Genomic DNA, 23,397 nt, shown 5'->3' on the forward strand with positions numbered 1-23,397 from the left:
AAGCTCGTCGAGTATGCGCCCCTTATCTGCCCGCCCTGCCGATCGATAGCGCTCTACCACCGCCGCCGTGAGCTCGCTCCGAGCACCCATGCTGATCCGTCCTGCCATCGGTGACACCGATCCGATTCGGTGTCGCCGTCCCAATCCTGACGGTCAGTTCTCCGGTAACATTCTTGATGAGGCAATGCGCTCTGTCGCAATTTTGGTGCAGCTCCGACTATTCAGCGCCGATTAGTCTGCCCTGAAGCAGATCGATTTTCCCGCGACCATACATCTGACGTCTGACAAGCTTGAGGCGCGTGATCTGACCTTCAGTCTGTCCGTTCGACCAAGGCGAGGTAATAGCCGCCCTTACCGCCGCTTCATCCCTGACGACGCCGCTCGCGAACGAGGCGACGAGACTGGCGCGGGCGCGCTCGATCCATGAGGTGAGCCCTTCCTCAGCTTTGCGCCGGATCATCCCGTGGAATTCGCGGGCCTCGATCAACACCGGTACGCCAGCTTCGATCGCCGCGATCGTGACGGTCTCAGCTTTCGTCAGCAAGTCCTCCATCAGATGCCACCGATCTTCGGCTATGGACACGCCGGGAAACCGTTCCGCACGATGGACACAGACCAACGCTTCCCGACGCCCGAACCGTAATAACGGCCTTATCACCTTCGAAGTACGCACTCTCTACAACAAATCCACTCGGCACCAAATTGGAGCGCAGGAGTGCTTGCTGCATGACGCTGATTCTCCCCAATCAAAGCGCCAGACATCCCTCAAACTGCATCAAAAGTGAGTCAGAGCCAATTTTGCATGCCGAATGACATGTTGCGCTGACGCGACGTCCTCACGGGCGCGGAAATGACCCCTCAGGAACAGGCAAATGCAGACCTGATGCTTACGATCCTGCGATCGTGGCTTGCTGCAGAACCTCTATCATCCGGAAATCGAGTTTCACTGGCAGCCAGGTCTGCCGTATGGCGGCTTCTTTACTGGAGCGACCATTCCGAAAATGCAGGAGAGGTTTGCATCCATTTGGTTTCCGCTGCAGCCTACCGAAGAGCGTCGCCGCATGGATGCTCGCGTGATTGCGACCAGCACCACTGGACGGGTGATCGTCAACTACGTGTGGAAATGCTTGAGCCCGGATGGAGTGGCGTTCGAGACCGAGACGCTCGCCGACTATGCCATCGAAAAGGAGCAGCTGCGTCGCGCTCAGATGTTTTTATTATGATCTGTTCGGGCTGATGAAGTTTCTGACCATTGCGGCATCGGCTGAAGAATTCAAGAGATGACACGCTCACCTCATTGGCTCACGAGCCAGCGACTGCTCTTTCAGGCCCCGATTGGTTCGATCGCAAGTCCTGATCTCGCGGTCGCGGTATGCAACGCGGGTAGCATTGGTCAGATTGCCGGGACGTGGCGATCGACTGAGGAGTTACGCATCGCCATTAGAACCATCAGGGAGCGCACGACAGCGCCATTTGGCGTCAACTTCGTTCTCGGCTTTCCTTTTGAAGACCAGTTGGCGGTGGCGCTCGCCAAAGGAGTCCCCATTATCTCTTTCCTTTGGGGCGATGCGTCTCGCTATGTTGAGCAGGTGAAGGCGGCAGGTGCGGTCGCCATCCAAGTTGTAGGCAGTACGGAAGACGCGCAGATCGCCGAGGCGGCAGGCTTTGATCTGATCGTCGCGCAGGGCCATGAGGCCGGGGGTCACATTCGCGGTCAGCTCGGCACGTTCGTACTAATCCCACCAGTGCGTGACGCCGTTGGAATTCCAGTCATTGCCGCCGGCGGCACGATTGTGTTGAAGAAGTCCGCGAAGTGATAATTCAGGTTCGGAGAACGCGCTGGGCGCACGGGTGGTTGATTGTGCCTAAGCGTGCTGGAGCGTCGGCAGCGGGATCAGCTTTGCGAGCTTACGTAAATTCTGCGCTGTGGCAGCGAGGAGGAACTCGTCGCGAGCGCCCAAGGGACCTCTTAGCCTGAGCCGGTCGAGGCGGAGAATGCGCTTGAGATGGGCAAAGAGCATCTCGATTTTCTTCCGTTCGCGCCGAGATCTGACATAGGCATCAGTTCTGGCGATCTCGCGCGCCACGTCTCGAGCCTTTTCATGGATTGAACGCGGGACCTTGCGGGAGGGCATCTTCGGACAACACCGCGACTTCAGTTCGCAGTCATCGCAAACATGTTTGCTGGCCCGGTACAGCAGTGTCGCTCCATCATTCACCAAGGTCCCGGTGGAGGCCAGCACTTTGCCAGCCGGGCAGATGTAGACGTCGCTTTGCTGATCATAGGCGAAGTCGTCGCGCGAGAACGTGCCGTCGGTACGGGCCGATTTGTCGAATGCCGAAATGTGCGGTTCGATCGCCTTGCTCGTCGACCAGCCAGCCCAGCATCTCTACTGTTCCATAGGCACTGTCGGCGACAACGCGTTCGCAACAGAGCTCAAGGCGCTCTTTACTGCGCTCGATCATTGTGCGTGCCGCCCCGACCTCGGCCTGTCGGATGGCGCGCGTCGCCTCGACATCCATGATAATCGCTGCCTTCAGGTCGATGAGATAGTTGTTGGCGTAGGCGAAGAAGGCATGCCCCTTGTGAGCGCCTGTCCATTGCGCGGCCGGGTCCGACTTAGAGGTGAACTTTGGTACCGTGTCACTCGCCGCGCCCCAAGCGGCCTCATCCAGGGTGTCGAAGTACTCTCGAACAGAGCGGCGCGTTCGGGCATAGCTCCCATAACATCGTCAGACCCGGCAACTGCGCGCTGCTTGTTGGTTGGCGGCAATCGAGCTTGCATCGACTGCAAAAGCTGCTCCTTCTGCCATGCAGCGCTGGACCACGGTCTCGAACAGCTTTCGCAACAGATCGCAGCCGCGGAAGCGGCCATGCCTGTTTTTGGAGAACGTCGAGTGGTCCGGCACCTCGCCGTCCAACCTGAGCCGACAGAACCAGCGGTAAGCAAGGTTCAGGTGCACGTCTTCGCACAACCGCCGTTCGGAACGTGTCATTCGGCATGCAAAATTTGCGAGCCGATTGACACATTGCTGGGCTCATCGCTTCTGGCAGCTCAGGGCCCGCCTACAACATGAAGCGCGTGATGACGATCGTGGGCGTAGGCGGATTGCTGGAAGCGATGCGGGCGTGAGGCCGGCAGCGCCTATATGAAGCTCCTGGTTGCCACTGAGATGAGAGGTCGGTTCCATCCAATCAGAAGTTCGGCGGCCGCGAAATGCGCCGGTGCGCCCCAAGTTGCGCGATTTTCACACGGCCTGGGCCAATACCGGACTCATGCACCGCAGCAAATGGGGGTTATTCGATCACCTTGTCGGCGCGCCCGAGGCGCTTGCGCCACAAGTCTTATGCTAGCTCGTAGAGTAAGGCCTTGGCCTGCTTCAAGTCCAACGTGTCAAAGCCCTCGGTGAACCAACCGTAGATTGGAGCGAGGAGTTCTCGGGCCTCATTCCGCTTCCCTTGACCACGCCTGAGCCGCGCCATGCTCATAGCCGCACGCAGTTCCCAGGACTTTGCTCGTTGCTTGCGGGCGACCGCGCGCGCACGCTCGAAATACGCTTCTGCTTTCGCCGCGTCCAGCTCCGGCTCCATCAGCTCGATTTCTCCAGCGGTCCGGTGGATTTCTGCTTCGAACCAACGTTCTCCGCCTGTTTCCATTGTCGTTGTTGCTTCGCCAAGGCAGCGCCAAGCGTCATTGCTTCGTCCAAGTTTGGCATAGGCCACCGCCAACAATGATAAGTGCCACGGCATATACAGTGTAGTTCCCGTTGCCCGCAGCGCATTGAACCCGGAAGTAAACATTTGGTCCGCCTTCGGGGCTTTGCCGGTCATGGCCAATACGCAACCTTGGTGCATCATTCCATATGCCTTCCAGAACGAAGCCCCCTTCTCATCTGCCAAGGCGACAAGCTCATTGGTTAGCGCAGTTGCTGTTGCGAAACTTCCGCAAAGAATATGCGTCATCGCTGTGGTGGATATCCTGCGCAGCGGGCCGAAGCGAACCAGGCGAAATGCTGGAATTGGTTTCGTCCCGCCGACCAGCAGCGGGGCGGAGGCGAACGCTCGCTCATCGCTGGCATCACTCGCCAGGTCATGCGCGATCATGCGGTCGATCCACGGCGCGTCTACGTCGGCGGACTGTCGGCCGGGGCCGCGGCCCGCCGTTATGGGATCCACCTACGGCGATCTGTACGCGGCGATCGGCATACATTCCGGACTGGCCTGCTGGGCCGCCACGGACCTTCCCTCCGCGCTGCTCGCCGTGCGGCAAGGCGGCGGGCCCGAGGCAATGCCGGGCGACGGCCCGCCCATCCCGACGATTGTCTTCCACGGCGATCGCGACACCACGGTGCGTTCGAACAATGGCGATCGAATCGTCCGGCAGTCCATCGGCGGCACGAGCACGAAAGAGAGGGTGCATCGAGGACGGGTACCGGGAGGACATGACTACACCCGCACCGTCCATACCGATGCCGGCGGACGCCTGGAGCACTGGAAAATCCACGGAGCCGGACACGCATGGTCGGGAGGCAGCCCCGCCGGCTCCTACACCGATCCGGACGGACCGGATGCAACGAGGGAAATGCTGCGTTTCTTCCTCGAGCATTCGCTCCCCGAGAGGCGAAACTAGAGCGGGGTCCGCTTTCCGTCCCTGCCGATGGGAAGCGGACGCCATCGGGTCGGCCCTTTTACGACGTGCGGGTTCGGCCGAATGTCCGGTTTGCGCCCACGAACTGCCCTGCCCGTCAGCTCGCATTTTGAGCGGTCACACGCCGCGAAGGACCGCCTCCATCGTTTGAAATTTGCGATTACAGCCTGCTCCGTCCAACCGCGGGGCGGCAAATCTCATCCGGAAGCGCACGTCTCAGCTAACATCTGAGTACCCGGCCAACAAACATTTGGTCGGGCGAGGTGCCGACAGCACCGCTACTCTTCTAGTCCTCTGATGGAGCTCGCGAACCGCATAATGGGCAAACCCGCCGATTTTCACTCTGGGCTACGCTACTGTCCTCTCGTGAGCAATGAATGGTTCTCTCTTGCGGGGCGTTGGTCCAAACGGTGGTGCGACCACAAGAAAATACCCTTGATCAGGACGCGCGAGATCAAACAGGGGAATTTGTGCGGACAAGCAATAGCACTCGCCCTTGGGTAACAACGTGGGAATAAGTCTTCGCGAATGGCTTTTCGCATTAATGACTTATGTCGTTGGTGCGCTCGGAGGTTGGTCGCATCTGCTGTGATTTCAAGGACTTGTTGAAATGGGCAAAGAAATCAGGTGCATTTCCCACCCCATAGGTGGCTTTCAGGGTGGATGCTAATTACCGTCACGCCATCGGCCCGCTACGGAGCCTCTGAGGATGACATGGGGGACTACTTTTGACCTTTCGCCCGACCTGGCCATCAGCTCAGGCGTCCGTTTTGCGCGCCAAAAGCGGCCTCCTCGCGAGGTCGCGTCTTGACCCTGAGGCGGCCTGTCACTGCGTCGGTTGGTCCTGGTTCGCCTGAGGATTGTTGAGCCGGCCTTACATCTACCCCCAACTTTTTCGCAGGGCCAAGCGATTGATCCAGCTGCGGAGCGATGGGATCGAGTAGGTCGCCGAGAATGTCCATCTGTTCGTTCTACGGCACGGACAATCGGACACAATATTCGGCTGAATGCATTCTGTCGTACGGTCCCATGCCGCACTAGCTTTCGACGATCGCAATCGCAGCGCCTCGCGCGCTCAAATGAGCGGTCGTCACTATGGAATCGAAAACGAGTAGCGCCTCCATCCACGAACCAGAGCAGCCGAGTTCAACAACCTGTTTAGGCCGCCCAGCTCAGAATGGCGGCAGCGCTTCAGTAATCCTCGTCCGCGGGACAGGTTCGTCTCTGAGCAAATCACGGCCCGATAAACGACATGCATAATCTCGTTTTGCTTGCGGTGCTGCTCGCTGGCAGTGTCCTCTTCGCTTGCCTCAGCCTCCGCCTTCGGCAGGTGAAGGAAATATCGCGATGGCTTGGGGCGGGGTTGACCGGGGTCATCGCCGGCGTCCTGTTCCTGACCTGCGTCGCCACCTCTGTAGGACACTACAAACAGTATTATTCGCGCCGTGCGCCGGTGCCGGAGCTGCGGGTCGGGGGAAGCGACGCACAGATTCAGCGCGGCCGGCCATTGCCGACAGTTTCTGCGGAGGCTGTCATTCACCGACCGGGACTTTCACGGGAGGCAAAGATACGGCAAGCATCTGCCGGTCTATCTCTGGGCGCGTTTATATCGTCCAATCTCACACCGGCGGGGCCCTTGAAAAAGTGGTCGGATGGGCAGATTTTCCGGGCCATTCGCAATGGCATCGACGCCGAAGGCCGTCGTCTCATGATCATGACATCGCGTACCAATGCCGGCAATCTGAGTGATGAGGACATCCGCGCGCTAATCGCCTATATCCGCCGGCTCCCGGCGGCTGGTGCGGCCACGCCGCAGCCAGCCGAGGAGCTCAATCTTCTCGGCCTTGTCATGGTGGGAATCGGCCAGTTTCCGTCCGGCAAACCAGTCAAGATCGGCGTCGTCACGGCGCCGCCCAAAGCACCGACCATCCAGTACGGCGAATACATCCTGTCCTATTATGACTGCCGGGAATGCCACGGTCAGCAGTTGACCGGCGGTGTCCAAGATCAATGGGCGCCGGTCGGGCCAGGATTGAGCCTGGTCGCGGATTGGAGCCGGGAAGAGTTCATCGCCACTCTCCGCACGGGCAAAGACCCGAGCGGACACGAATTCGACGAAAAGATGAATTGGCGTACGTTCGGCAAGATGGACGATGACGAACTGGGTGCCATCTACGAGTATCTGACGCACATGCCTGACTCCGAAAGCGATCGTTAACTAAATGAATGCCTCGCTTAAAAAAATGCGCGCATTTCACTGCGAAAGCGCCCACATTCGGCGGGCTTCGAGCGCATGCCGCCTGCTGGCCTGACAGATGGGTCCGCAATCGCAAGGCCGTGACCCAATATCCAAACTGTCAGGCCTTCCGGCGCACCTTGGCGTGCCGTGCTGAATCGCCACTGAACGTTGGGCGCCCGCTCGCTCTGCAGGTGTAGTCCTTAACGGCCTTACCATTGACAGAATGATCGATCCCGGCTGCGATATCAAAGAGCGCCTGGTCATTCCGACGCTACGCGGACGTCCATGCGAACGCCTCGCTAATGGAATGGTCCGGCCGTGCTCCCGCCCTGCCAGCAGCGAATCCTGGCAGGGGGCACCGAAGACAAGGAGCACGCCATATCACGGAAGCTCGAGGCTTCGCCCACCGCAATCGGCATCGATATCGGCAAGAGCTTGTCCTACATCGTCCATCAGAACCAGCGCGTTGTCATCGTGTTGCTGCAATAGGTGGCCGCGTGGCCAGTGGAGGCCTCGACTGGCCAATCTGCCGCCGTGTCGGGTCGGCATGGACAATCGGATACAAGATTTGGTCGAACGGACGCTGTCTTCCTCCGGCCTGCCGCACTGGAATTTGCTCGATCATGAATCGCGCCGCTATCCGTGAGCTCACATGGTGAGGCGCAAGCAAGGGTCGGATCGGATGGTAAGGCGAACCAGCCACAGAAAGGCCGGCTGCGCTGTCGCGAGAATGCTAGATGTGGTCGGTGATGGGTGGTCGCTCCTCATAGTACGCGACGCATTCGAGGGACTGAACAGGTTCGGCGAATTCCAGAAGAGCCTCGGATTGGCCAAGAACATACTCTCCGCGAGGCTCCGAGACCTCGTACGATACGGGGTCTTTAAAGTCGTCCCCACTTCCGATGGCAGCCCATACAACGCATACGTGTTGACCGAGAAAGGCCAAGGTTTGCGACCGGGTTCTGGTCGCTCTTGGCGAGTGTGGAGAAGAGTTCTTTCTCGTAACCGACGACGACCTACTTCCAATGAGCGGGCAAAGCTATCTTCATTCAGTCCGCGCAGAGTCCTCCCGGAGTCGCAGCAAGGGTCGCCGCGCTAAACTGAAGAAACAGAGGCAATACCACTGGACAGCAGATAACAAGCTTGGCTCGCTGGTTGATCCGGCCGGGCGTGGAATGAGATAAAAGAGTCTTTAGGTGGAACGACAGAACTTCACATGACTACGTTGGTATTGCTGAGCGGGTGACAGGCCCATTCCGAACTCGCTGCAGACCAAACAATCTCGGTCATCTTGAGCTACTAGAGGAGTAAGCGAGAAGCCGCAGTTTCGTTCTGATATCCCAAGTAGCATTTGATCGGCGATCGAGGTTTAGGACGATTTTGCTTGGCGCTGGCCGGGTCACCGAAACTGATGTGGCGATACCTGAATCGGCCCATTGGTTGCAGTCGAAGCTTTCCGACGATCGCTAGAATCTCGGGTAGCGGGCGATCACATTCGCGAGAGATCCTCATTACCGTTGCGAACAAAAGCATACAAAGCGCCGCATCGATCGTAGTATGATTACTGACATTTTATGCGATCGAAATCGCCAGGAAAATTGGAGTTTCGGAACATGAAATTGACCAGTCTCGCACGTGTTTCCCGCTTGTGTGGAAGAGAGGGTTGGGGTGACAAGAGCAGCGAGCGAGTTGCGCACTGCCCGCCGATACGGGTGAGTAGATTGCGGGGATCTACCGAAGGCTGTCGCCCCTCGGGGCGCTTGCTACGATCGACAATGGCGTCGGTTTTCAGCTCGTGCCCTCCCCACCCGAGCGCGGATTGAGCAACCGGGGGCTCCGTCGTCCTAACAGAGGATGAACTGTGAATCTGATCGGAAGTGAATGCCTCTGGGCTCGCGCAACACTTGCTGCTTCGAGACCTCGTAGTCCCTTCTCTCCAAGTCTTCTACCATCGGGTTCATCAAGAGGCCTGCGAGCCTTAGGATCGCAACGAGCCCGGAAGGACTTGAATGTACGCAGCCAATTGTAGGGATTCCGACGCAGGTCGCGACACTACCTGACAGATAGGTTGCGAAATGTCTCAGACCTGTAACGTCGAGCCGCTCGAATTCTCAGCCCTCCACCAGCAGACCGATAGCCTGCCAGCGGCGAGGCTCGGTCGGGCATTGGAGATCCTGCAGAGGCTGGCCGAACGCACTGCGCATCAGTGCGATGCGCACGGGTTCTTCATTGCGTCGGTGCGCCGATGGCGGTCAGCGTATGCGACTGCAAAGACGTCGAACAAATGGGCTCGGCCTTTTAAGCATCAGCAATTGATGCAGCCCGAAGCTTGCTTTTTGACTTATGCCCAAGTTTGGAGCGAATTGAAATGAATTGGCGCGCGCGATGTTGTTGCTGAGGTCGTAGGACGCAACATGATGATCGCAAAAGTTATTCATATTCATCTCGCAATTGCGACCCTGGAGTGAGCCGTACTGAAGCTATCGCGCATCATGACAGCGTCGGGGTTCCGTCCAGACGACAACTAAAGGCGACTCTCGGCACCGTTGAGAGCCCTCTGGCTCCCCGAAAATGCCTTGCTGTTCTGAGGCATCGCGTTGCTTTTCTCCAAGTTCCTGTGCTGGCCGCCTCAGCCGGCCTGCGAGCTTTAAAGATATTCATCAACGAACTCGATAAGGGACTTGAATCGCACGTAGCGTCAGATTGTAAGGTTTCCGACACGAGTCGCGACAATGCGTCGCGACAACACTTTATGACAGGTAGCAAGAATTGCGAATGTCTCCAAACCCTAGGTTCACGCCGCTCGACTCCCTCACGCTCCTCGATCAGTCCACCCGCACCCGTGTTGGCAACGTAGCCTATGCGCCTGACACGCGACCAGCGCCGGCTCAGTTGAGGCTACAACAGCAGGAGCTAGAGAGCAGGACCCGCTGTCTTCGCGTCCCTGTTGCCGGGCGGGCAACGAAGCTCTGTACAACCTCGACATCCGCCGGCATTCATCGCCAGAGGTGGAATGCAGGCGGCGGAACCACCCAGACCACATGTCTGACAACGCCTCTACGGGAACGGACTCGCCACTATTTGGTGTGCCCGATCGGCTGCCGCCTGGGCGCCGCGTCGGATCTGGCTGAAGGTCGAGAATTCTGGCCCTCCCCAAATACGCCACCGCCCGACCGAGGCGTGTTTTCCTAGCTCGGGGGCGCATTGGTTAGTTCGTCCCGCGTTAGTGGCTTCTGAAAGAGCGGCCGACTGCGGGACGCGAGGCGCCTGCACGCGTTCGAAGTTCCATTTTGTCATGACTAAGCGACCTCGAAGGGTCGACGGCATAGCAAGCCTCACCGCAGGCTCTGGCCAACACGGGAGCTCAAAATGTTGATGTCTCGTATCAGTTCGGATGCAAATCCAGCCATTCGCTCTGGTGCTTTGCGTTCAGCTGCGCCTGCTGGCGAGGCCATCGCCCGACCAATGACCGGAAGCATTGCCGCGATTGGCGCGCAGTTGCGGCAGGGTGCTGCCACAGCCCTCGATGCTTTGACTCATTCCAGCCAACCTCCCGGCATCCACACCACGCTAAGAGTTGCCAAGCGCGCATGCGATCCACAGCAGACGGCCGAAATTTCTAATCCGCAGATGAGGCCGGCCGTTGGCAACATTGCTCTTCTTCATCGATCCCGTCTCCGGACGTTTACGTTGACTCGGGACAACTCAGTCTCGCTCGGCTTCATCATCGACGGTGATCTGCTCGATATTTTGGCATGACTTGAGAAGGGGCAATGAAATGCGAACGCTAGTGGTTGATCATGATGAGGACCTAGCGCGCGCTGTCCAAAGCGCGCTCTCGGATTGCGGTTTCGCCGTTGATCTGGCACCCACTCTGGATGATGCGGCGACCGCTCTGGGCTACGCCAACTACGACATTCTCCTGCTCGAGTTGGCTCTACCAGATGGAAACGGCTTGGACTGGCTGAAGCGGTTGAGACGCGACGGACATTTGATGCCTGCAATAGTGATGAGCAGCCTCAATGACCTCGGTCGACGGATCGCCATTTTCAATGGTGGTGCAGACGATTTCCTACCCAAGCCTGTATCTACTGATGAACTCATCGCCCGGATGCGAGCCATTCTGAGGCGGTCAACGCAAATGACAGCCCCCGTGGTCACATTTGGCAATCTGAAGTTCGATCCGATCGCCCGGCAAGCTTCAGTTGGTGGTCGGCCGCTCAGGATTGCGCGCCGCGAATTGTGCATTCTTGAGCATCTCCTCAGCCGCGCTGGCCGTACCGTGCCGCGGCTGTCGCTAGAGGATAGCCTCTATGCGTTTGACAACGAGGTCTCGACCAATGCGCTTGAAGTCGCGATCTATCGCTTACGCCGTCATTTGAGTCAGTCGGGTGCGACCCTACGGATCACGACCGCACGCGGCATCGGTTATATCCTTGAATTGAATAGCGTGGCATCGGCCGCCTAGTCGATCGAAGTTGAAAGCAAAGACTCCCTTGAAGATCGCTCTTAATAATGAGGGTGGCAGCGATCGACGCTCGATCGTCGCCAGTGCCCTGTGGTCTGTCGTTTATCCTTCTCTTTCCCACCTCCTGTGCGCGGTCGCTTTCCTATCACCACTAACTGCCGCAGCTCAGACGACGCGGGATGCTAGAGAGGGGCCGCCGCATGCGGCTCCTAGCAGCATTAATGGAACGCTGGACCTTTCCTCCTCGCTCGGCAAGACAATTCATCTGCCCGGGCCGGCCGCGAGCATCTTTGTTGCCGACCCGACGATCGCGGATTATCAGGCGCCGTCGAACACGACCATCTTCGTCTTTGGCAAGAAGTCCGGACGGACCAGCCTGTTCGCTTTGAACGACAACGGGGAGGCTCTCGCCGAGTTTCGTGTCGTCGTAACACAGCCGATCGAGGATCTGCGTGCCATGCTCAAGGCCCAGGTCGGTGACTATCCGATCCAAGTCAGCTATACCCCGCGTGGCGCGATCCTTAGCGGTATGGCTCCCAATGCCGATGTCGTCGCCACTGCCGTGAGGGTTACGGAGCAGTTTCTCGGTGCGGGTGCGCTGGTCGTCAATAAGATTCAGGTCGCCGGGTCGTTACAGGTCAATCTGAGCGTGCGCGTGGCGGAAGTCTCGCGCAGCGCTATGAAGGAGCTCGGCATCAACCTCTCCGCTTTGGGCCAGAATGGCACTTTCGTTTTCGGCTTTAGCAGCGGCAAAGGTGCTGCTTCCGGCACGGCGAGCGGCGGCGGCGGCAAGGTAGGGATCGGCCTCAGCGCTGGTAATATCAACGTCGGCGCTGTTCTCGACGCGCTAGCCAGCGAGCACCTCGCTTCCGTACTCGCTGAACCGAATCTCACCGCAATGTCCGGTGAGTCCGCGAGCTTCCTGGCCGGCGGCGAATTCCCAATTCCGGTCATGCAGGACAACCGACAGGTTTCGATCCAATTTCGTCATTTTGGAGTGAGCCTCGAGTTCGTCCCGACCGTTCTTAACAACAATCAAATCAATGTCCGCGTGAAGCCTGAGGTCAGCGAGATTTCGAAGGAAGGTGAGGTCAAATTGAACGGTATGGCCGTGCCGGCCCTCTCTACAAGACGGGCGGAGACCGTTATCGAGCTTGGGAGCGGACAAAGCTTTGCAATAGGCGGGCTAATCAGGCGTAACTTCAGCACGGATATCAGTACTTTTCCCTGGTTGGGCGACGTGCCCATTCTCGGTGCGCTGTTTCGCTCTTCGTCCTTTCAAAAGCAGGAGACGGAGCTCGTTATTATTGTCACGCCTTACATCGTGCGGCCCGCATCCAACGCGAACCGGATGAGCGCCCCGACCGATCGCATCGGACCACCCTCAGATATGGGGCGCATCTTAACGAACACGTTGGCAAGTCCGCCGCGGGGCCGCGACGCTCCGCGCACCAGTGTACCAGGCGCGACAGGCGGCGCCGGTTTTATTATCGAATGAGGATCGTCAAATGACTGTACGAGCCCTGCCGCATCTGTTCGTTCTGATGACGAGCCTAGGCGGCTGCACAAGCACTGCTACGATCAACACCTTTCCGTCTGAACAAGGAACCATGGTGCAGCAGCAGAACAGCGTCTTGGTGCTGCAGAGCCTCCGTGGGCTCGAGCGGTATCGACTGAGAGAGTTCATTGCCAACAACAGTCGCGGTCGGTTTGATGCGATCCATCTCGATATCATCGGCTCGCCCCGGCTCGCCGCGCAGGTAGCCAGCGAGGCCCGCGCAATGGGCCTTGCCCCTTACAACATCCGCCTGTTCGGCCCTCGCCTCGACCGGCCTCTTGGCTTCGCGGTGCGAATCCAGGCTACTGTCTATGAAGCACGTCCTCCCGTCTGTCCGTCGCTTGCCATCATTGCTCCTTCAGTCAACGACAATTCGTTCGACCAAACCCTTGGCTGCTCAATCCGCAACAATCTGGGAGTCATGGTCAACGATCCGGGCGACCTGCTGGACAATAGAGCTGTCATGGCAACAACAGGCGATCGTGCCGCCGTTCCTGTTGCCACATATGGGTCCATGGGACAGCGCAACAAGAGCGACATGGAAGCTGGAATTGGCAACAGGGCGTCGCCAGAAGCCGCGTCACCGGCGACGAGGGATGTACAGTCGCCTCGATAGTGCACGTCGGATGGCGCAATGATTTCTGCCATACGCGATATCTAGACAAGCCCGGCGGAATAGAGTGCTTTCGCAACCCCTTCGAAGCACTTCGAAGGAACAGCGTTGCCCAGCTTCGCACTCCGGATGAGCTGACGCGCCAGGGCCGGGTCCTGGACAATGCTGAGGTGCAGCGACTGCGCCTCGGCAAGCAATCGTGAGGCAAGTTCGCCCTCACCACGGCAAACCACGATCGGCACGCCGGTCTCGCTACGAACGTAGCGGAGGCCAATCAAGATCGCCTGCCCTGTCAGTATCAATGTGGCACGATGGACGCCAAGTGGAGGCTCGTTCGCTGTCTCCTGACGAAGGCGACGGTGTTCGCCTTTGACCTGCGGATTGCCCTGCTGTTCCTTCGATTCGCGCTTGGCCTCGGTCTCCGTCATGCGCATGTCCTGCAAGAACAACCAGCGCTGGATAAGGAGATCTGCCAATCCGCCGATCAGAAAAGCACCAGCAGCAATTTCCGTCAGCAATTTGATCTCAGTGAACACGAAACTGAGACACCCCATACCGCAGACCGGCAAGTACACCAGCGCCTTCCAACTAGCGACAACCGTGAGCAGAAAGCTGGCGCCAAGAATGCCCACCTTAAGAAGCGACTTCGAGAGTTCAATGAGCGACCGCTTAGACGCAATCCGCTTGAGCCCCTTGATGGGATCCAATTTCTCGAATTTCGGCTTTAAGGACTCGAAAGAGACGTTTAATCCACCATTGGCCAAGACTCCCGCTAGAATACCAGCGGCAACACCGGCCCCGAGGAATGGAGCAACGGCCGAAAAAAATAGGTCGATCAAGCCGCCCAGCGCCTGCTGGACCGCGCTAGTGAACGGCTGAGCCTGCAGTTTGTCGATGAGCCGCATCGTTTCATGCCACTTGATCTCGATGGGGGCCGCTCTTAACCAGAGGCAGCCGAAACCGGCGCAAACGCTGACTGCGCTGACCAAATCGGCGCTGCGCGGGCTCTGCCCTTTCTTGCGCGCATCTTTTAGCTTCTTGGGAGTGGGAGGGAGCTTCTTCTCTTCGCTCGAGCCACTCATTTCAGGAGCTTCTCGAACAACTTGAGCACGGTGTTGGACTGACTGATCTCCGATCCCATATATTCGACGAGGAAGGTGGCGTAACTTACCATGATGATCCCATAGGCCAGGTTCTTCATGGTGGGAGAGACATCGTTCAGTTTGATTTGCGGTGCAAACCGCCCAAGTATCATCACCGATACATCAAGCAGCAGCAGGAATGCCAACACCGGGCCAGAGACCAGTAGCGTCGTATGCATGATGTGATCGAGAAGCCGCAGACATTCCATCGCGCCTTGCGCGGTCAAACTAGGCATCAGCCGATATACGGGCCAGATCAGATAACTGCCATAAAGGCCCGTAATCACATTCTCCAATCCCCCGGCTAGAACGAAAATCGCAATCGCGGTGGTACCGAGTAACACCGCTGTCGCCGAAGCTTGGCCGCGCGTCGCGGGATCATCAGAAGCAACAGGGTTCGTAATTCCCCGTTGGGTGTCGATGAGCTCACCCACTGCTTGGATGCTCCATAGCGGAATACTGAGCAAAAGGCCGATGAGCAGGCCGACGAACACCTCTTTCAAACCGAGGAGCGTGACACTGATCAGCCGGGAGCCCTGATCCAGCGACTGCAAGCCGTGCCTGATCTGCAACAGGCATGGCAGTCCCATCGCAAAGGTCACGCAGCCACGGACCAGCCCGCTAATGCGCGGCCGCGTAAATACAGGAAGGACCAGCATAATGCCAAGGGCCCGGGCTGCTGCGAGGCCACCTGCAAGGACGAGCTCGATCGCCTCCTGGATCAGAGCTTGCGTCTCGGCGGGTGAAGGGAGGTTCATCTACCGTCGGCTAATGCTTGCCGTGAGTGCGGGAAAGTCGGTAAATGCCTGCTCTGCTTCCTTGATCAACGCGGCGCTGAGCACCGGAGAGAACAACGCGATCACCGCGACAACGACAAGAAGCTTCACAGTCAGTGGCAAGGTTTGATCCTGAAGCTGCGTTGCCGCTTGGATGATGCCGACAACCAGGCCGACAACGACCGCAGCGATGAGCGGTGGTAGAACCCAGATCATGAAGAGCACAAGTGAACGGCTCATATGAGTGAGAATGCTCGCCTCATCCATGTTCAGCCTCCCGGTGTTGTGTAACTGAGCACCAGCCCGTGCATGAGCCGTGACCAGCCGTCGATTGAGACGAATAGAAACAGCTTGAAAGGCACGGATATCACCGTCGGCGAAACCATCGACATACCCATGGCCATCAAGATGGTCGTCACGATCAGATCTATGGTGATAAAGGGCAGATAGAGAAGAAAACCAATTTCGAAGCCACGCTTGAGTTCTGAAATTAGAAAAGATGGCACCAGAATGACCAAATCATCGGCGCTCACGTTGCCGCGCATGTCCTCGGGCCAGACCTGTTCGGTTGAAGCCAGGAAGAACCGGCGCTGCTCGTCAGCGGTGAACTTCTTGAGATAATCGCGCAGCGGCTCCTGCCCCTCCTTTGCGGCGCTCACCCAATCATCGACCGTTTGGTAGCGGAGTTGTGGCGCAGAAATGCGATTATAGGTCTGTTCAATCACCGGCGCGCCAATGAAAACCGTCAGGATCAGTGCCGCGCCATATAGAACGAGGTTCGGTGGGATAGATTGAGTCCCGAGCGCGTTGCGAACGAGGAAGAGCACGACGGATACCTTTATAAACGCTGTGCTTGTTACGACAACGAACGCGAGCAGGCCAAGGCCAGCTGTGAGCGCAAGGAGTCCAAGAATTCCCGGTTGAATGTCAGTCATTGACCGCCAACTTGCCGCGCAGCCGGATGCCGAGCTCCTCGCCGATGCGTACGATGTCGCCGCGGCCGATGCGGTGGCCGTTGGCAAGGATATCGACCGGTCCGTCGAACGGCCGGCCAAGTTCGAACACATGTCCTTCGCTGATATTTCTCAAGGCCCCGAGTGCGACAGTCCACCGGCCGCATTCGAAAACCAGCGTGATCTCGATGTTGTCGAGATCGTTTTCAGAGGGTGGGCGGCTCTTTTCGGATTTGGTCATCATATGTGTACACTCAAGGGGATATGGTTGGAGGCGGAATGCCCCTCGCGCGATCAAGCGATCGTCTGCAATATGTGCCGGGGCCCATAAGGTTCCCGCCTTGAGGATGGCTTGGCCACGGGCGAAGGGTAATACGTCCGGCAATAGAGCGTCTCCTGCATTTGCTTTGCCTAGCAGCGCGACCGTAGCACGGAGCGAGCCGATCTCTCCCTTAACGATGACAGGCAATTCTGGAGGAAGCTGGCGTGCCTCTCGCGGCAGCTGACTGAGCAGTCCGCCTAACGCGCGAAACGCGGCTGGAACTGAACCATCGAGAGGTGAGAACAGGAACAGGCGCGCTTTGCCTTTGAATGGGCCGTAGGTGATTTCGAGCTCCAGATAAGGACCCTGAGCCGTTGCTTCGCTCACGCAGATCAGCCGCAAGCTTTGTTGTGTCAGACTCTCTAGCTGATCGAGCAACGGATAGAGTGCAAGTTCGACGAGGAGCGAACGAGTTGGCTCCGAAGGTAGGCCAAGCTCGCTCTGCACTGTCGCGATCAGCCCCTCTATGAGCGGACGGGGCAACGATAAGATGATCGTTTCATGTCCGAGAACCCAAGAGCAGTTGAGCATCGATACGGCACACGGCTCGGCGTCCCAGACAAGCCGTGCCATCTGCACCGATAGCGACTTATCGCCGAGACGGGTTTGCAGAGGCTTGCGGGAAGCGGCGATCTCGTTGAGCCAGGAGACGACGGCATGCGACAGGGTTAGCCCCGGTTCAAACTCCGATTCGTCGCCCGGAGCCATGCTCGCAGGCCCGTCTACAAGACGAGGCGCTTTCGCTAGCATAAGAGAAGAAGCCATCAGATTCAGTCGCTAGCCGTGTGGGTACGCGTACTACTGCGATACCGAAGCAAGACCTCGTCGTCGGCCTCTATCTCGGCTTCCGCTTCCGAATGGGAATCACTCGCGCGCTGAACGTCGCCCTCAATTTGCTGCCATTTGTAACTCGCCGCCGAGCACTTGGTCAAAATGGTCCGTGCGTCGAGGACCGACGTCTTGGCCTGCTCTTGAGCGTCGCGCACTTCCTCAAGCCTTCCGCGTGCTCGTGCGACCTCAGCTTTGAGCCGTTCAGTGACGATGTGACAGCGACGATCGAGCTCCTCGACAGACAGCGAATCAAACGATGCCAGCTCTCGGTAAAGCTCTCCTTCGAGCGCCGCTCGGTTTTTCTCGGCCGTCGCCAGATCCTGGACAGCTTGTTCCACCGCTTGGAGGGCGGTGCGAAGCTTGGCTTCCATGTTGGACACCTCACGAAGGGCGCTCCGCTGTCTCATATCCTTCACGAGCCGCAATTTCGAGGCATAGACACGATTCACGCGGTCAGACGTGACATCCATGTGAACGTCTCCTCAAAGCTTGATGCCTCGTCTCCGCTCTGACGCAGAAATTTCCGCAACTCCTCGATCGAATTAATTGCCCGATCTGTCAGAGGATCACTGCCTTGCTTATATTCGCCAACCTTCACCAAGAACTCGGCCTCGGCGTAGCGCGAGAGCAGATCACGGAAGAAGGAAGCTGCCTTGCGATGCGACACAGAGACGACTGCATTCATCACGCGGCTGCGGCTCGACAACACGTCAATGGCGGGAAAATGCTCGCGCGCTGCCAAAACGCGTGAGAGAACAACGTGGCCATCAAGAATGCCTCGCGACTCTTCGGCGATTGGATCACCCGAGCCGTCGCCTTCGACAAGCACGGTATAGAAGGCCGTGATTGAGCCGCGCTCGCCCATGCCGGCACGCTCTAAGAGGCCAGGAAGCATCGCAAAAACCGACGGCGGAAAGCCGCGCCGCGTCGGCGGCTCTCCTGCCGCAAGGCCGATTTCGCGCATGGCGCGGCTAAAGCGCGTCAATGAATCCATCATCAGGACGACGCGAAGTCCTTCATCACGAAAATATTCGGCGAGTGCTGTCGCCATGTGAGCGCATTGCGCTCGTTCCATTGCCGAGCGGTCGGAGGTCTCAACCACAACGACGGTGCGGCGAAGCGCCGCCTCACCGAGGTGCTGCTCGATGAATTCGCGCACTTCACGACCGCGCTCGCCGATCAACGCGACTACGGTGGCATCGGCAGCCGCGCCTTTTACAATCTGCGACAGAAGCGTCGACTTACCGCACCCTGGGTCTCCGTAGATGCCGATCCGCTGCCCCTCGCCACATGTCAGAAGCCCATCCAAGACACGGACGCCGAGTGGGAATGGCCGCTCGATAGCGCGCCTTGTCATTGGGTTTGGAGCCTTACCGCGCAGCGGACGAGTTTGAGCGGCCTTGATTGGACCCTTTCCGTCGATCGGACGGCCGAAGCTGTCGATCACCCGGCCAAGCAAGTCGGGGCCGACCGGAACTTCATGCATTCGCCCGGTCGGGACCACTTCTGCTCGGCTGGATAAGCCCGCCATGTCACCGATAGGAGTGAGCAATACCCCATCTTGCGATAGGCCGATCACCTCGGCCTCGAGCGACCACCCGGTGCGGGGATCCCGCAACAGGCAAAGCTCCCCTATGCGCGCCTCTGGCAAGACGGCATGAAGCAAGGTGCCGACCGCCCGTGTGATCCGCCCTCGTACAGCACGCGTGTCGATCTGCTTTGCTGTAGATTTCAAAGACGATAGCGCGGCGTGCAGATTCCTCTCTGCGACCGCATCGGTCGCCGATGTTGTCATGGCTCGTCTTCCTTTGAAGGCAAACCCAAACCAAGGCGCAGAGCCCGGAGCTGCGCAGCAAGTCCAAGATCGACATTGCCAAATTCGCTCCACAACACGCACTGGTCCGTCGTTAGAGCCGGATCCGGGTCAATCCGCACTTTCGGCCGGCCCTCCTGTCCATCCCAGGCAGCGAACTCGCGCGCCAGCGCATCAGCTTTCAAAGGAGAGACATGAAGGCACACTTCCGCGCTACCATATTTTTGCTCGATCGCATGACGAACGGTCCTCACCAACATCTCGCCTGGATCAAACGCGCCCAGCAGATCGCTTACGATCTCCATGACAAGCTGGGGCAATTCCTGCTCCAGAATAGCTTTTCGCTGCGCAAGCGTGGAAGCAGCCTGCGCGATCAGCCGATACATTTCTTCGGCGCCGCTCTTGAAGCCATCCGCTCGGCCGCGCGCCCGTTCCCGCTGATAAGCTGTCCGTCCCCAGCCGCGAACGCGTTGAAGATGCCGCTCGGCGGCCGCGCGCGCTTCGACGGCATCGCACCAGATCCCGAGCTCGGCAGCCCGTATAAATGGCCCGAGCGGACGTATCTGGGGGGCCACCGGCAGCGCTGGGTCATCAGCCGTCATGCCGTGGCGTCTCCCTCGACAAATGGGTTATCACCAAGGAAAGCAACGGGCCCGCGGCATTGCGGTGTTCGGCCGCTGGATTCTCGGCAGCAGTGCCTATGGGCGAGCGTAGCAAAATGCGCGTGCGGTCAAGCGAAGAGGCTTCGTCGAGCCAAGCACCTAGGCAGGCATGGCCATCGTGTTCAATCTGTTGCGAAAGTTGTTCCGGATCAGCAGTAGCGGTGGTTGCGACCGCGCTGGCCAAGTGCCGGATACCGAAAGCGTGCGCTTCTGCCCCGATACGTCCAAGCAGAATTGCGAGATCCTGCTTTGAGACGAGCTTTAGGAGCGAGCGAGCATGCCAGATACTGCCGGCAAGCAAAGCAGCCCTATTCGGATCATGGCCGAGCAGAAGATCTCTTCCCCAGTTGCTGCTGCTCGCGTCCATTCCATTACCAAGCAGCATTTCGGCCAGTCTTACCTGCAGCCTCGCGCTCTTCTGTAGCCGGAGCAAAGTCGAAGCCGACAGCCGCGCGTCAAGACGGGCAGCAAATTGGCTCAGATGGGTCGAGGCAGCGAGCTCGCGCAGTCCTTCACAGGACGATTCGGACCAAGTATGAGATTCGGCGGATCGCAGCGGTATAGGCATTTGCACACCCCTATGCCCTGTCGGAGGCGATCTTTTTACCGGGAGCTTGGATAGCCGGCGTGCTCGAAGGGGTGCCCAGTCTGGCTAGCGCGCGCGCTGGCTGGGCACCCTGACGCATACGAGAACCAAGGAATATGTAGCAGAGAAGGCCGAGCGCAGCGCCGGCCACGCCGACACCGGCCGCAAGTAGCGGGGCTGAAATGGATTTGCTCGACTGAGCGGAAGCAGCTGGCAAGGGCGACGGCTGTTCAAGCGGAGCCCGTTCAACCGGTACAAAGACCACCGCCACCTTGTCATAGGATAGGCCCTCGATACTGTTGGCGACCAGCATCTTGATCTGCGGCAGCAGAGCCGAGAGCTTTGCATTGGAGTTATGTCGAATGAACACCGACGCTGAGGACGGCATCGTGTCCTGGCGCAACAGATCATTTTTCGGCAAAACAACGTGGACACGCGCGGATATGACGCCGTCGATATCGCTGATCGTGCGCGACAATTCTTCGCTCAGGGCGTAAACGAAGCGAGCGCGCTCCTCGGTCGGCGAGGCAACCAGGCCCGATCCTTTGAACACCTCGCCGAGGTTCTTGAAAGGCTGGCGCGGCAGCCCTTCTAAATTTAGCAGCTCGATCGAAAACGCTAGCTGCTTCTCCTCGACCTGGATCGTGCTGGTCCCGTCCTTGGCAGTGACACGGACTGCATCGACTCCCTTACTTAGCAGGAGCGCAAGCATCTCATTGGCCTCACGCTCCTGCACTTTGGTGTAGAGCTCAGCCTTACAGCCGAGCAGAAGGAGCAGGAGCGGCAGCACGGTAAAAGCACGCAACCATTGAGCGAATGGGCAGACATGGCCGCTTTGTCCGCAGATGGAACCAGTCATCAACGAACTCAGCCCGCCGATAGCAATTTGTTCATAGATGAGCTGACGGCACTGGCACTCTTGGAGACGAGCGAAACCTCGACGACACCTTTGTAAACGTCTCGCAGACTCGCAACCATCGCGTCAAAGTCGAGCACCCCTTCCGGTTTGCCCGCAGGGCTCGCCCCCACGGGCTGCGGCGGCGAAAGCGGCTGAGCGGCCGGCCCAGGTTGCACGACCTTCGAAATGGCGGCCACGCCGCCGCTCGCCGCAGAAGGAACGGGACTGCTCCGGTACATCGAAGAGAGCGCCTGGAGCACGCGCTCGCCAGGCGGACTCGCCTGCACTGTTGCACGCTGAACCTCCGACATCGCAGGAACGGACGCTGCCTTATCTGTGACCGAGGAGACAGCGCCTGACGTCGAAGCGACGTGCATTAGAGCCTGCTGAAACTGGCTCTGCGCGCCGATTGCTGCCGGCTGGCAGAGCCCGGAGAGGCCTTCGGCAGGGTTCAGGGAGATCGGCGTAGCGGCTAGCATGATCGAAGGTGTCATTGGTTTGGCGCCGATGAGGCACGCCGTTGTTAAGAATTGATGAGTCAGCACCGTAAAGAGGCGAGCTGACCGCAAGCTGACGAACACGCGAGCCATAAGGCCATTTAAAGATCACGTTCGGCTTCCAGTTTGAGCGAAGTCTTATTGACGCATACGCATTTATGAACGGCTTTGACCGAAGCACTTCCACCCGTCTCGCGCACGCTCCATCGGCTGACATCATCCAGCTGCTGCGCGCACCACCATCACCAAGCGGCGGTGTTGAGACTAGGCGTGTTGCCACCTAACGGGTCAATACCCTAGAAGGGCGAACTGACGACAAGCCGACGAACACGCCAAGGTTTGCGTCATCTAAAGATCACGTTTGTTTCCAAATTGGCCGAATCTCAGCTCTTGTTCTGAGGTCCAAGGAACTAGGGAATGCTTGTGCGAACCACGATGCTGGACATTTTAAAGAGAGCTCTTTGTGTCGGAGCTTTCGTTTCCAGCGGAATACTTCCGGCGTTCGATGCTTCCCTCTCGCTCCCATCGACACCTTATAACTATACGGTTCTGGATCAGGAGCTCTCTGCCGCACTGCAGGAATTCGGTAACAACCTAAATATCAGAGTCAACGTCAGCGCCGAGGTGAAGGGCCGGATCCGCGGGCGAATGCCGGATCTGCCAGCGCGAGAGTTCCTCGATCGTTTGACGAACCTCTACAATCTTCAATGGTACTATGATGGGCTCGTGCTTTACGTATCTGCTGCAAGCGAGGCGCAAAGTCGTCTGCTTGTGTTGAAGCCGATCAGCTTCGACGCATTCAAAGCGGCGCTCGATACACTCAACATCTCCGACGAGCGCTATGCTGTACGAGCGGCACCAGGAAATGGCATCGTCCTGGTTTCTGGTCCACCACGCTTTATTGCGCTCGTGGACCAAACGCTGAGTGGCCTTGTGGCGGAGGCGCAGGCGCGGCCACACGCCGCCGATAAGCAGCCGCGGGAATCGATTCTGAAGTTATTTCGTGGCTCCTCGACCATGGTCATTCGCGATGGACGACCGGAAGCCCCCTATTCTTCCGACGCGCCGCATCAGGACAGCATGGTGCGCGAGCCTGCGCCAGGCCAGAGATGAAATGGAGAATGCGCGGCGGCTTTTGGCGAAAGTCAATGCCCGTCTGCATTGGCTCATTGTGAATCCTTCTGACGCTCGTCAGCTTCTCGAAAGCTCACCCTCCTAGCATGAGAGCGCGGATGTCTGGAAGGCGATGCCGTCCATCCACCGTATTGGACATGCACGTCGAGGCACCCGATGCTCGCAATGACCTGAAACCGAGTTCTGTGCGTCAAGTTCAGCAAAATTGATCATGGGGTCCGGCCAAGCCATCCCCTCGGAGCCGCCGTCGCTCGCT

The 23,397-nt window shown here is 58.5% G+C and carries 22 protein-coding genes and 3 pseudogenes; 11 read left to right on the forward strand and 14 right to left on the reverse strand.

Annotated features, from left to right (window positions below; genetic code table 11):
• Nucleotides 1–217 precede the first annotated feature (217 nt).
• Nucleotides 218–547, reverse strand: a pseudogene (locus tag AC5ZG1_RS40565) (transposase); the annotation flags it as partial.
• A 361-nt stretch (nt 548–908) separates the two neighbouring features.
• Between AC5ZG1_RS40565 and AC5ZG1_RS40570 the strand changes: the two are divergent.
• Nucleotides 909–1,223, forward strand: a complete 315-nt coding sequence (locus AC5ZG1_RS40570) for a hypothetical protein (RefSeq protein ID WP_028168829.1) — start codon at nt 909–911, stop codon at nt 1,221–1,223.
• Between the two features lie 57 nt (nt 1,224–1,280).
• The gene (locus tag AC5ZG1_RS40575) at nt 1,281–1,817 is read left to right on the forward strand and encodes an NAD(P)H-dependent flavin oxidoreductase (RefSeq protein WP_051397281.1); all 537 of its coding nucleotides are present in this window, start codon (nt 1,281–1,283) and stop codon (nt 1,815–1,817) included.
• 48 nt (nt 1,818–1,865) lie between these two features.
• Here AC5ZG1_RS40575 and AC5ZG1_RS40580 read toward each other — a convergent pair.
• Together AC5ZG1_RS40580 and AC5ZG1_RS40585 are read right to left on the reverse strand one after the other, a co-directional pair.
• Nucleotides 1,866–3,003 (reverse strand): annotated as a pseudogene (locus tag AC5ZG1_RS40580) (transposase); the annotation flags it as partial.
• Between the two features lie 343 nt (nt 3,004–3,346).
• Complete coding sequence (locus AC5ZG1_RS40585) at nt 3,347–3,964, reverse strand: hypothetical protein (protein WP_028168825.1); 618 nt, start codon at nt 3,962–3,964, stop codon at nt 3,347–3,349.
• A gap of 12 nt (nt 3,965–3,976) precedes the next feature.
• Here AC5ZG1_RS40585 and AC5ZG1_RS40590 point away from each other — a divergent pair.
• The 8 genes and pseudogenes from AC5ZG1_RS40590 to AC5ZG1_RS40625 form a co-directional block, all read left to right on the forward strand.
• A pseudogene (locus tag AC5ZG1_RS40590) lies at nt 3,977–4,631 on the forward strand (extracellular catalytic domain type 1 short-chain-length polyhydroxyalkanoate depolymerase); the annotation flags it as partial.
• 1,270 nt (nt 4,632–5,901) lie between these two features.
• Nucleotides 5,902–6,867, forward strand: coding sequence for a c-type cytochrome (locus tag AC5ZG1_RS40595; RefSeq protein ID WP_245287658.1), 966 nt, complete (start codon nt 5,902–5,904; stop codon nt 6,865–6,867).
• Between the two features lie 339 nt (nt 6,868–7,206).
• Nucleotides 7,207–7,377, forward strand: a complete 171-nt coding sequence (locus tag AC5ZG1_RS40600) for a hypothetical protein (RefSeq protein ID WP_155255612.1) — start codon at nt 7,207–7,209, stop codon at nt 7,375–7,377.
• A gap of 241 nt (nt 7,378–7,618) precedes the next feature.
• The gene (locus AC5ZG1_RS40605; RefSeq protein WP_455998502.1) at nt 7,619–7,987 is read left to right on the forward strand and encodes a winged helix-turn-helix transcriptional regulator; all 369 of its coding nucleotides are present in this window, start codon (nt 7,619–7,621) and stop codon (nt 7,985–7,987) included.
• A gap of 2,270 nt (nt 7,988–10,257) precedes the next feature.
• Nucleotides 10,258–10,647, forward strand: a complete 390-nt coding sequence (locus AC5ZG1_RS40610; RefSeq protein WP_130581341.1) for a hypothetical protein — start codon at nt 10,258–10,260, stop codon at nt 10,645–10,647.
• 19 nt (nt 10,648–10,666) lie between these two features.
• On the forward strand, nt 10,667–11,356 hold the full coding sequence (locus AC5ZG1_RS40615) for a response regulator transcription factor (RefSeq protein WP_028168822.1): 690 nt from the start codon (nt 10,667–10,669) through the stop codon (nt 11,354–11,356).
• Nucleotides 11,357–11,384: 28 nt separating this feature from the next.
• Nucleotides 11,385–12,854 carry a type II and III secretion system protein family protein gene (locus tag AC5ZG1_RS40620; protein ID WP_028168821.1) on the forward strand — a complete coding sequence of 490 codons (1,470 nt, stop codon included), beginning with the start codon at nt 11,385–11,387 and terminating at the stop codon, nt 12,852–12,854.
• A gap of 10 nt (nt 12,855–12,864) precedes the next feature.
• Nucleotides 12,865–13,530 (forward strand): CpaD family pilus assembly lipoprotein, encoded by a 666-nt coding sequence (locus AC5ZG1_RS40625; protein ID WP_028168820.1) that lies wholly within the window; start codon nt 12,865–12,867, stop codon nt 13,528–13,530.
• Between the two features lie 41 nt (nt 13,531–13,571).
• On the opposite strand, the gene AC5ZG1_RS40630 is transcribed toward AC5ZG1_RS40625, so the two are convergent.
• The 11 genes from AC5ZG1_RS40630 to AC5ZG1_RS40680 form a co-directional block, all read right to left on the reverse strand.
• Nucleotides 13,572–14,609, reverse strand: coding sequence for an EscU/YscU/HrcU family type III secretion system export apparatus switch protein (locus tag AC5ZG1_RS40630; RefSeq protein WP_028168819.1), 1,038 nt, complete (start codon nt 14,607–14,609; stop codon nt 13,572–13,574).
• Nucleotides 14,606–15,427, reverse strand: a complete 822-nt coding sequence (gene sctT, locus AC5ZG1_RS40635) for a type III secretion system export apparatus subunit SctT (RefSeq protein WP_028168818.1) — start codon at nt 15,425–15,427, stop codon at nt 14,606–14,608. The genes AC5ZG1_RS40630 and sctT overlap by 4 nt, the downstream gene beginning before the upstream one ends.
• Nucleotides 15,428–15,712 (reverse strand): EscS/YscS/HrcS family type III secretion system export apparatus protein, encoded by a 285-nt coding sequence (locus AC5ZG1_RS40640; protein WP_028168817.1) that lies wholly within the window; start codon nt 15,710–15,712, stop codon nt 15,428–15,430.
• 2 nt (nt 15,713–15,714) lie between these two features.
• The gene (gene sctR, locus AC5ZG1_RS40645; RefSeq protein WP_028168816.1) at nt 15,715–16,380 is read right to left on the reverse strand and encodes a type III secretion system export apparatus subunit SctR; all 666 of its coding nucleotides are present in this window, start codon (nt 16,378–16,380) and stop codon (nt 15,715–15,717) included.
• On the reverse strand, nt 16,373–17,428 hold the full coding sequence (gene sctQ, locus AC5ZG1_RS40650) for a type III secretion system cytoplasmic ring protein SctQ (RefSeq protein ID WP_028168815.1): 1,056 nt from the start codon (nt 17,426–17,428) through the stop codon (nt 16,373–16,375). Before sctQ ends, sctR begins: the two co-directional genes overlap by 8 nt.
• Before the next feature lie 62 nt (nt 17,429–17,490).
• A complete protein-coding gene (gene sctO, locus AC5ZG1_RS40655; protein ID WP_028168814.1) occupies nt 17,491–18,021 on the reverse strand; it encodes a type III secretion system stalk subunit SctO in 531 nt (176 codons plus the stop codon).
• Nucleotides 17,997–19,346: a type III secretion system ATPase SctN gene (gene sctN / locus AC5ZG1_RS40660; protein WP_455998499.1), complete on the reverse strand. Its 1,350-nt coding sequence runs from the start codon at nt 19,344–19,346 to the stop codon at nt 17,997–17,999. The genes sctO and sctN overlap by 25 nt, the downstream gene beginning before the upstream one ends.
• On the reverse strand, nt 19,343–19,966 hold the full coding sequence (gene sctL / locus AC5ZG1_RS40665; protein ID WP_028168812.1) for a type III secretion system stator protein SctL: 624 nt from the start codon (nt 19,964–19,966) through the stop codon (nt 19,343–19,345). Before sctL ends, sctN begins: the two co-directional genes overlap by 4 nt.
• Nucleotides 19,956–20,594, reverse strand: coding sequence for a hypothetical protein (locus AC5ZG1_RS40670; protein WP_028168811.1), 639 nt, complete (start codon nt 20,592–20,594; stop codon nt 19,956–19,958). Before AC5ZG1_RS40670 ends, sctL begins: the two co-directional genes overlap by 11 nt.
• A gap of 10 nt (nt 20,595–20,604) precedes the next feature.
• Nucleotides 20,605–21,471 (reverse strand): type III secretion system inner membrane ring lipoprotein SctJ, encoded by an 867-nt coding sequence (sctJ, locus tag AC5ZG1_RS40675; protein ID WP_028168810.1) that lies wholly within the window; start codon nt 21,469–21,471, stop codon nt 20,605–20,607.
• Nucleotides 21,472–21,479: 8 nt separating this feature from the next.
• Nucleotides 21,480–22,100 carry a nodulation protein NolB gene (locus AC5ZG1_RS40680; RefSeq protein WP_245287657.1) on the reverse strand — a complete coding sequence of 207 codons (621 nt, stop codon included), beginning with the start codon at nt 22,098–22,100 and terminating at the stop codon, nt 21,480–21,482.
• 324 nt (nt 22,101–22,424) lie between these two features.
• Between AC5ZG1_RS40680 and AC5ZG1_RS40685 the strand changes: the two genes are divergently transcribed.
• Nucleotides 22,425–23,120 carry a secretin N-terminal domain-containing protein gene (locus AC5ZG1_RS40685; RefSeq protein ID WP_028169429.1) on the forward strand — a complete coding sequence of 232 codons (696 nt, stop codon included), beginning with the start codon at nt 22,425–22,427 and terminating at the stop codon, nt 23,118–23,120.
• Nucleotides 23,121–23,397 lie beyond the last annotated feature (277 nt).

The organism is Bradyrhizobium sp. Leo78 (assembly GCF_059512425.1).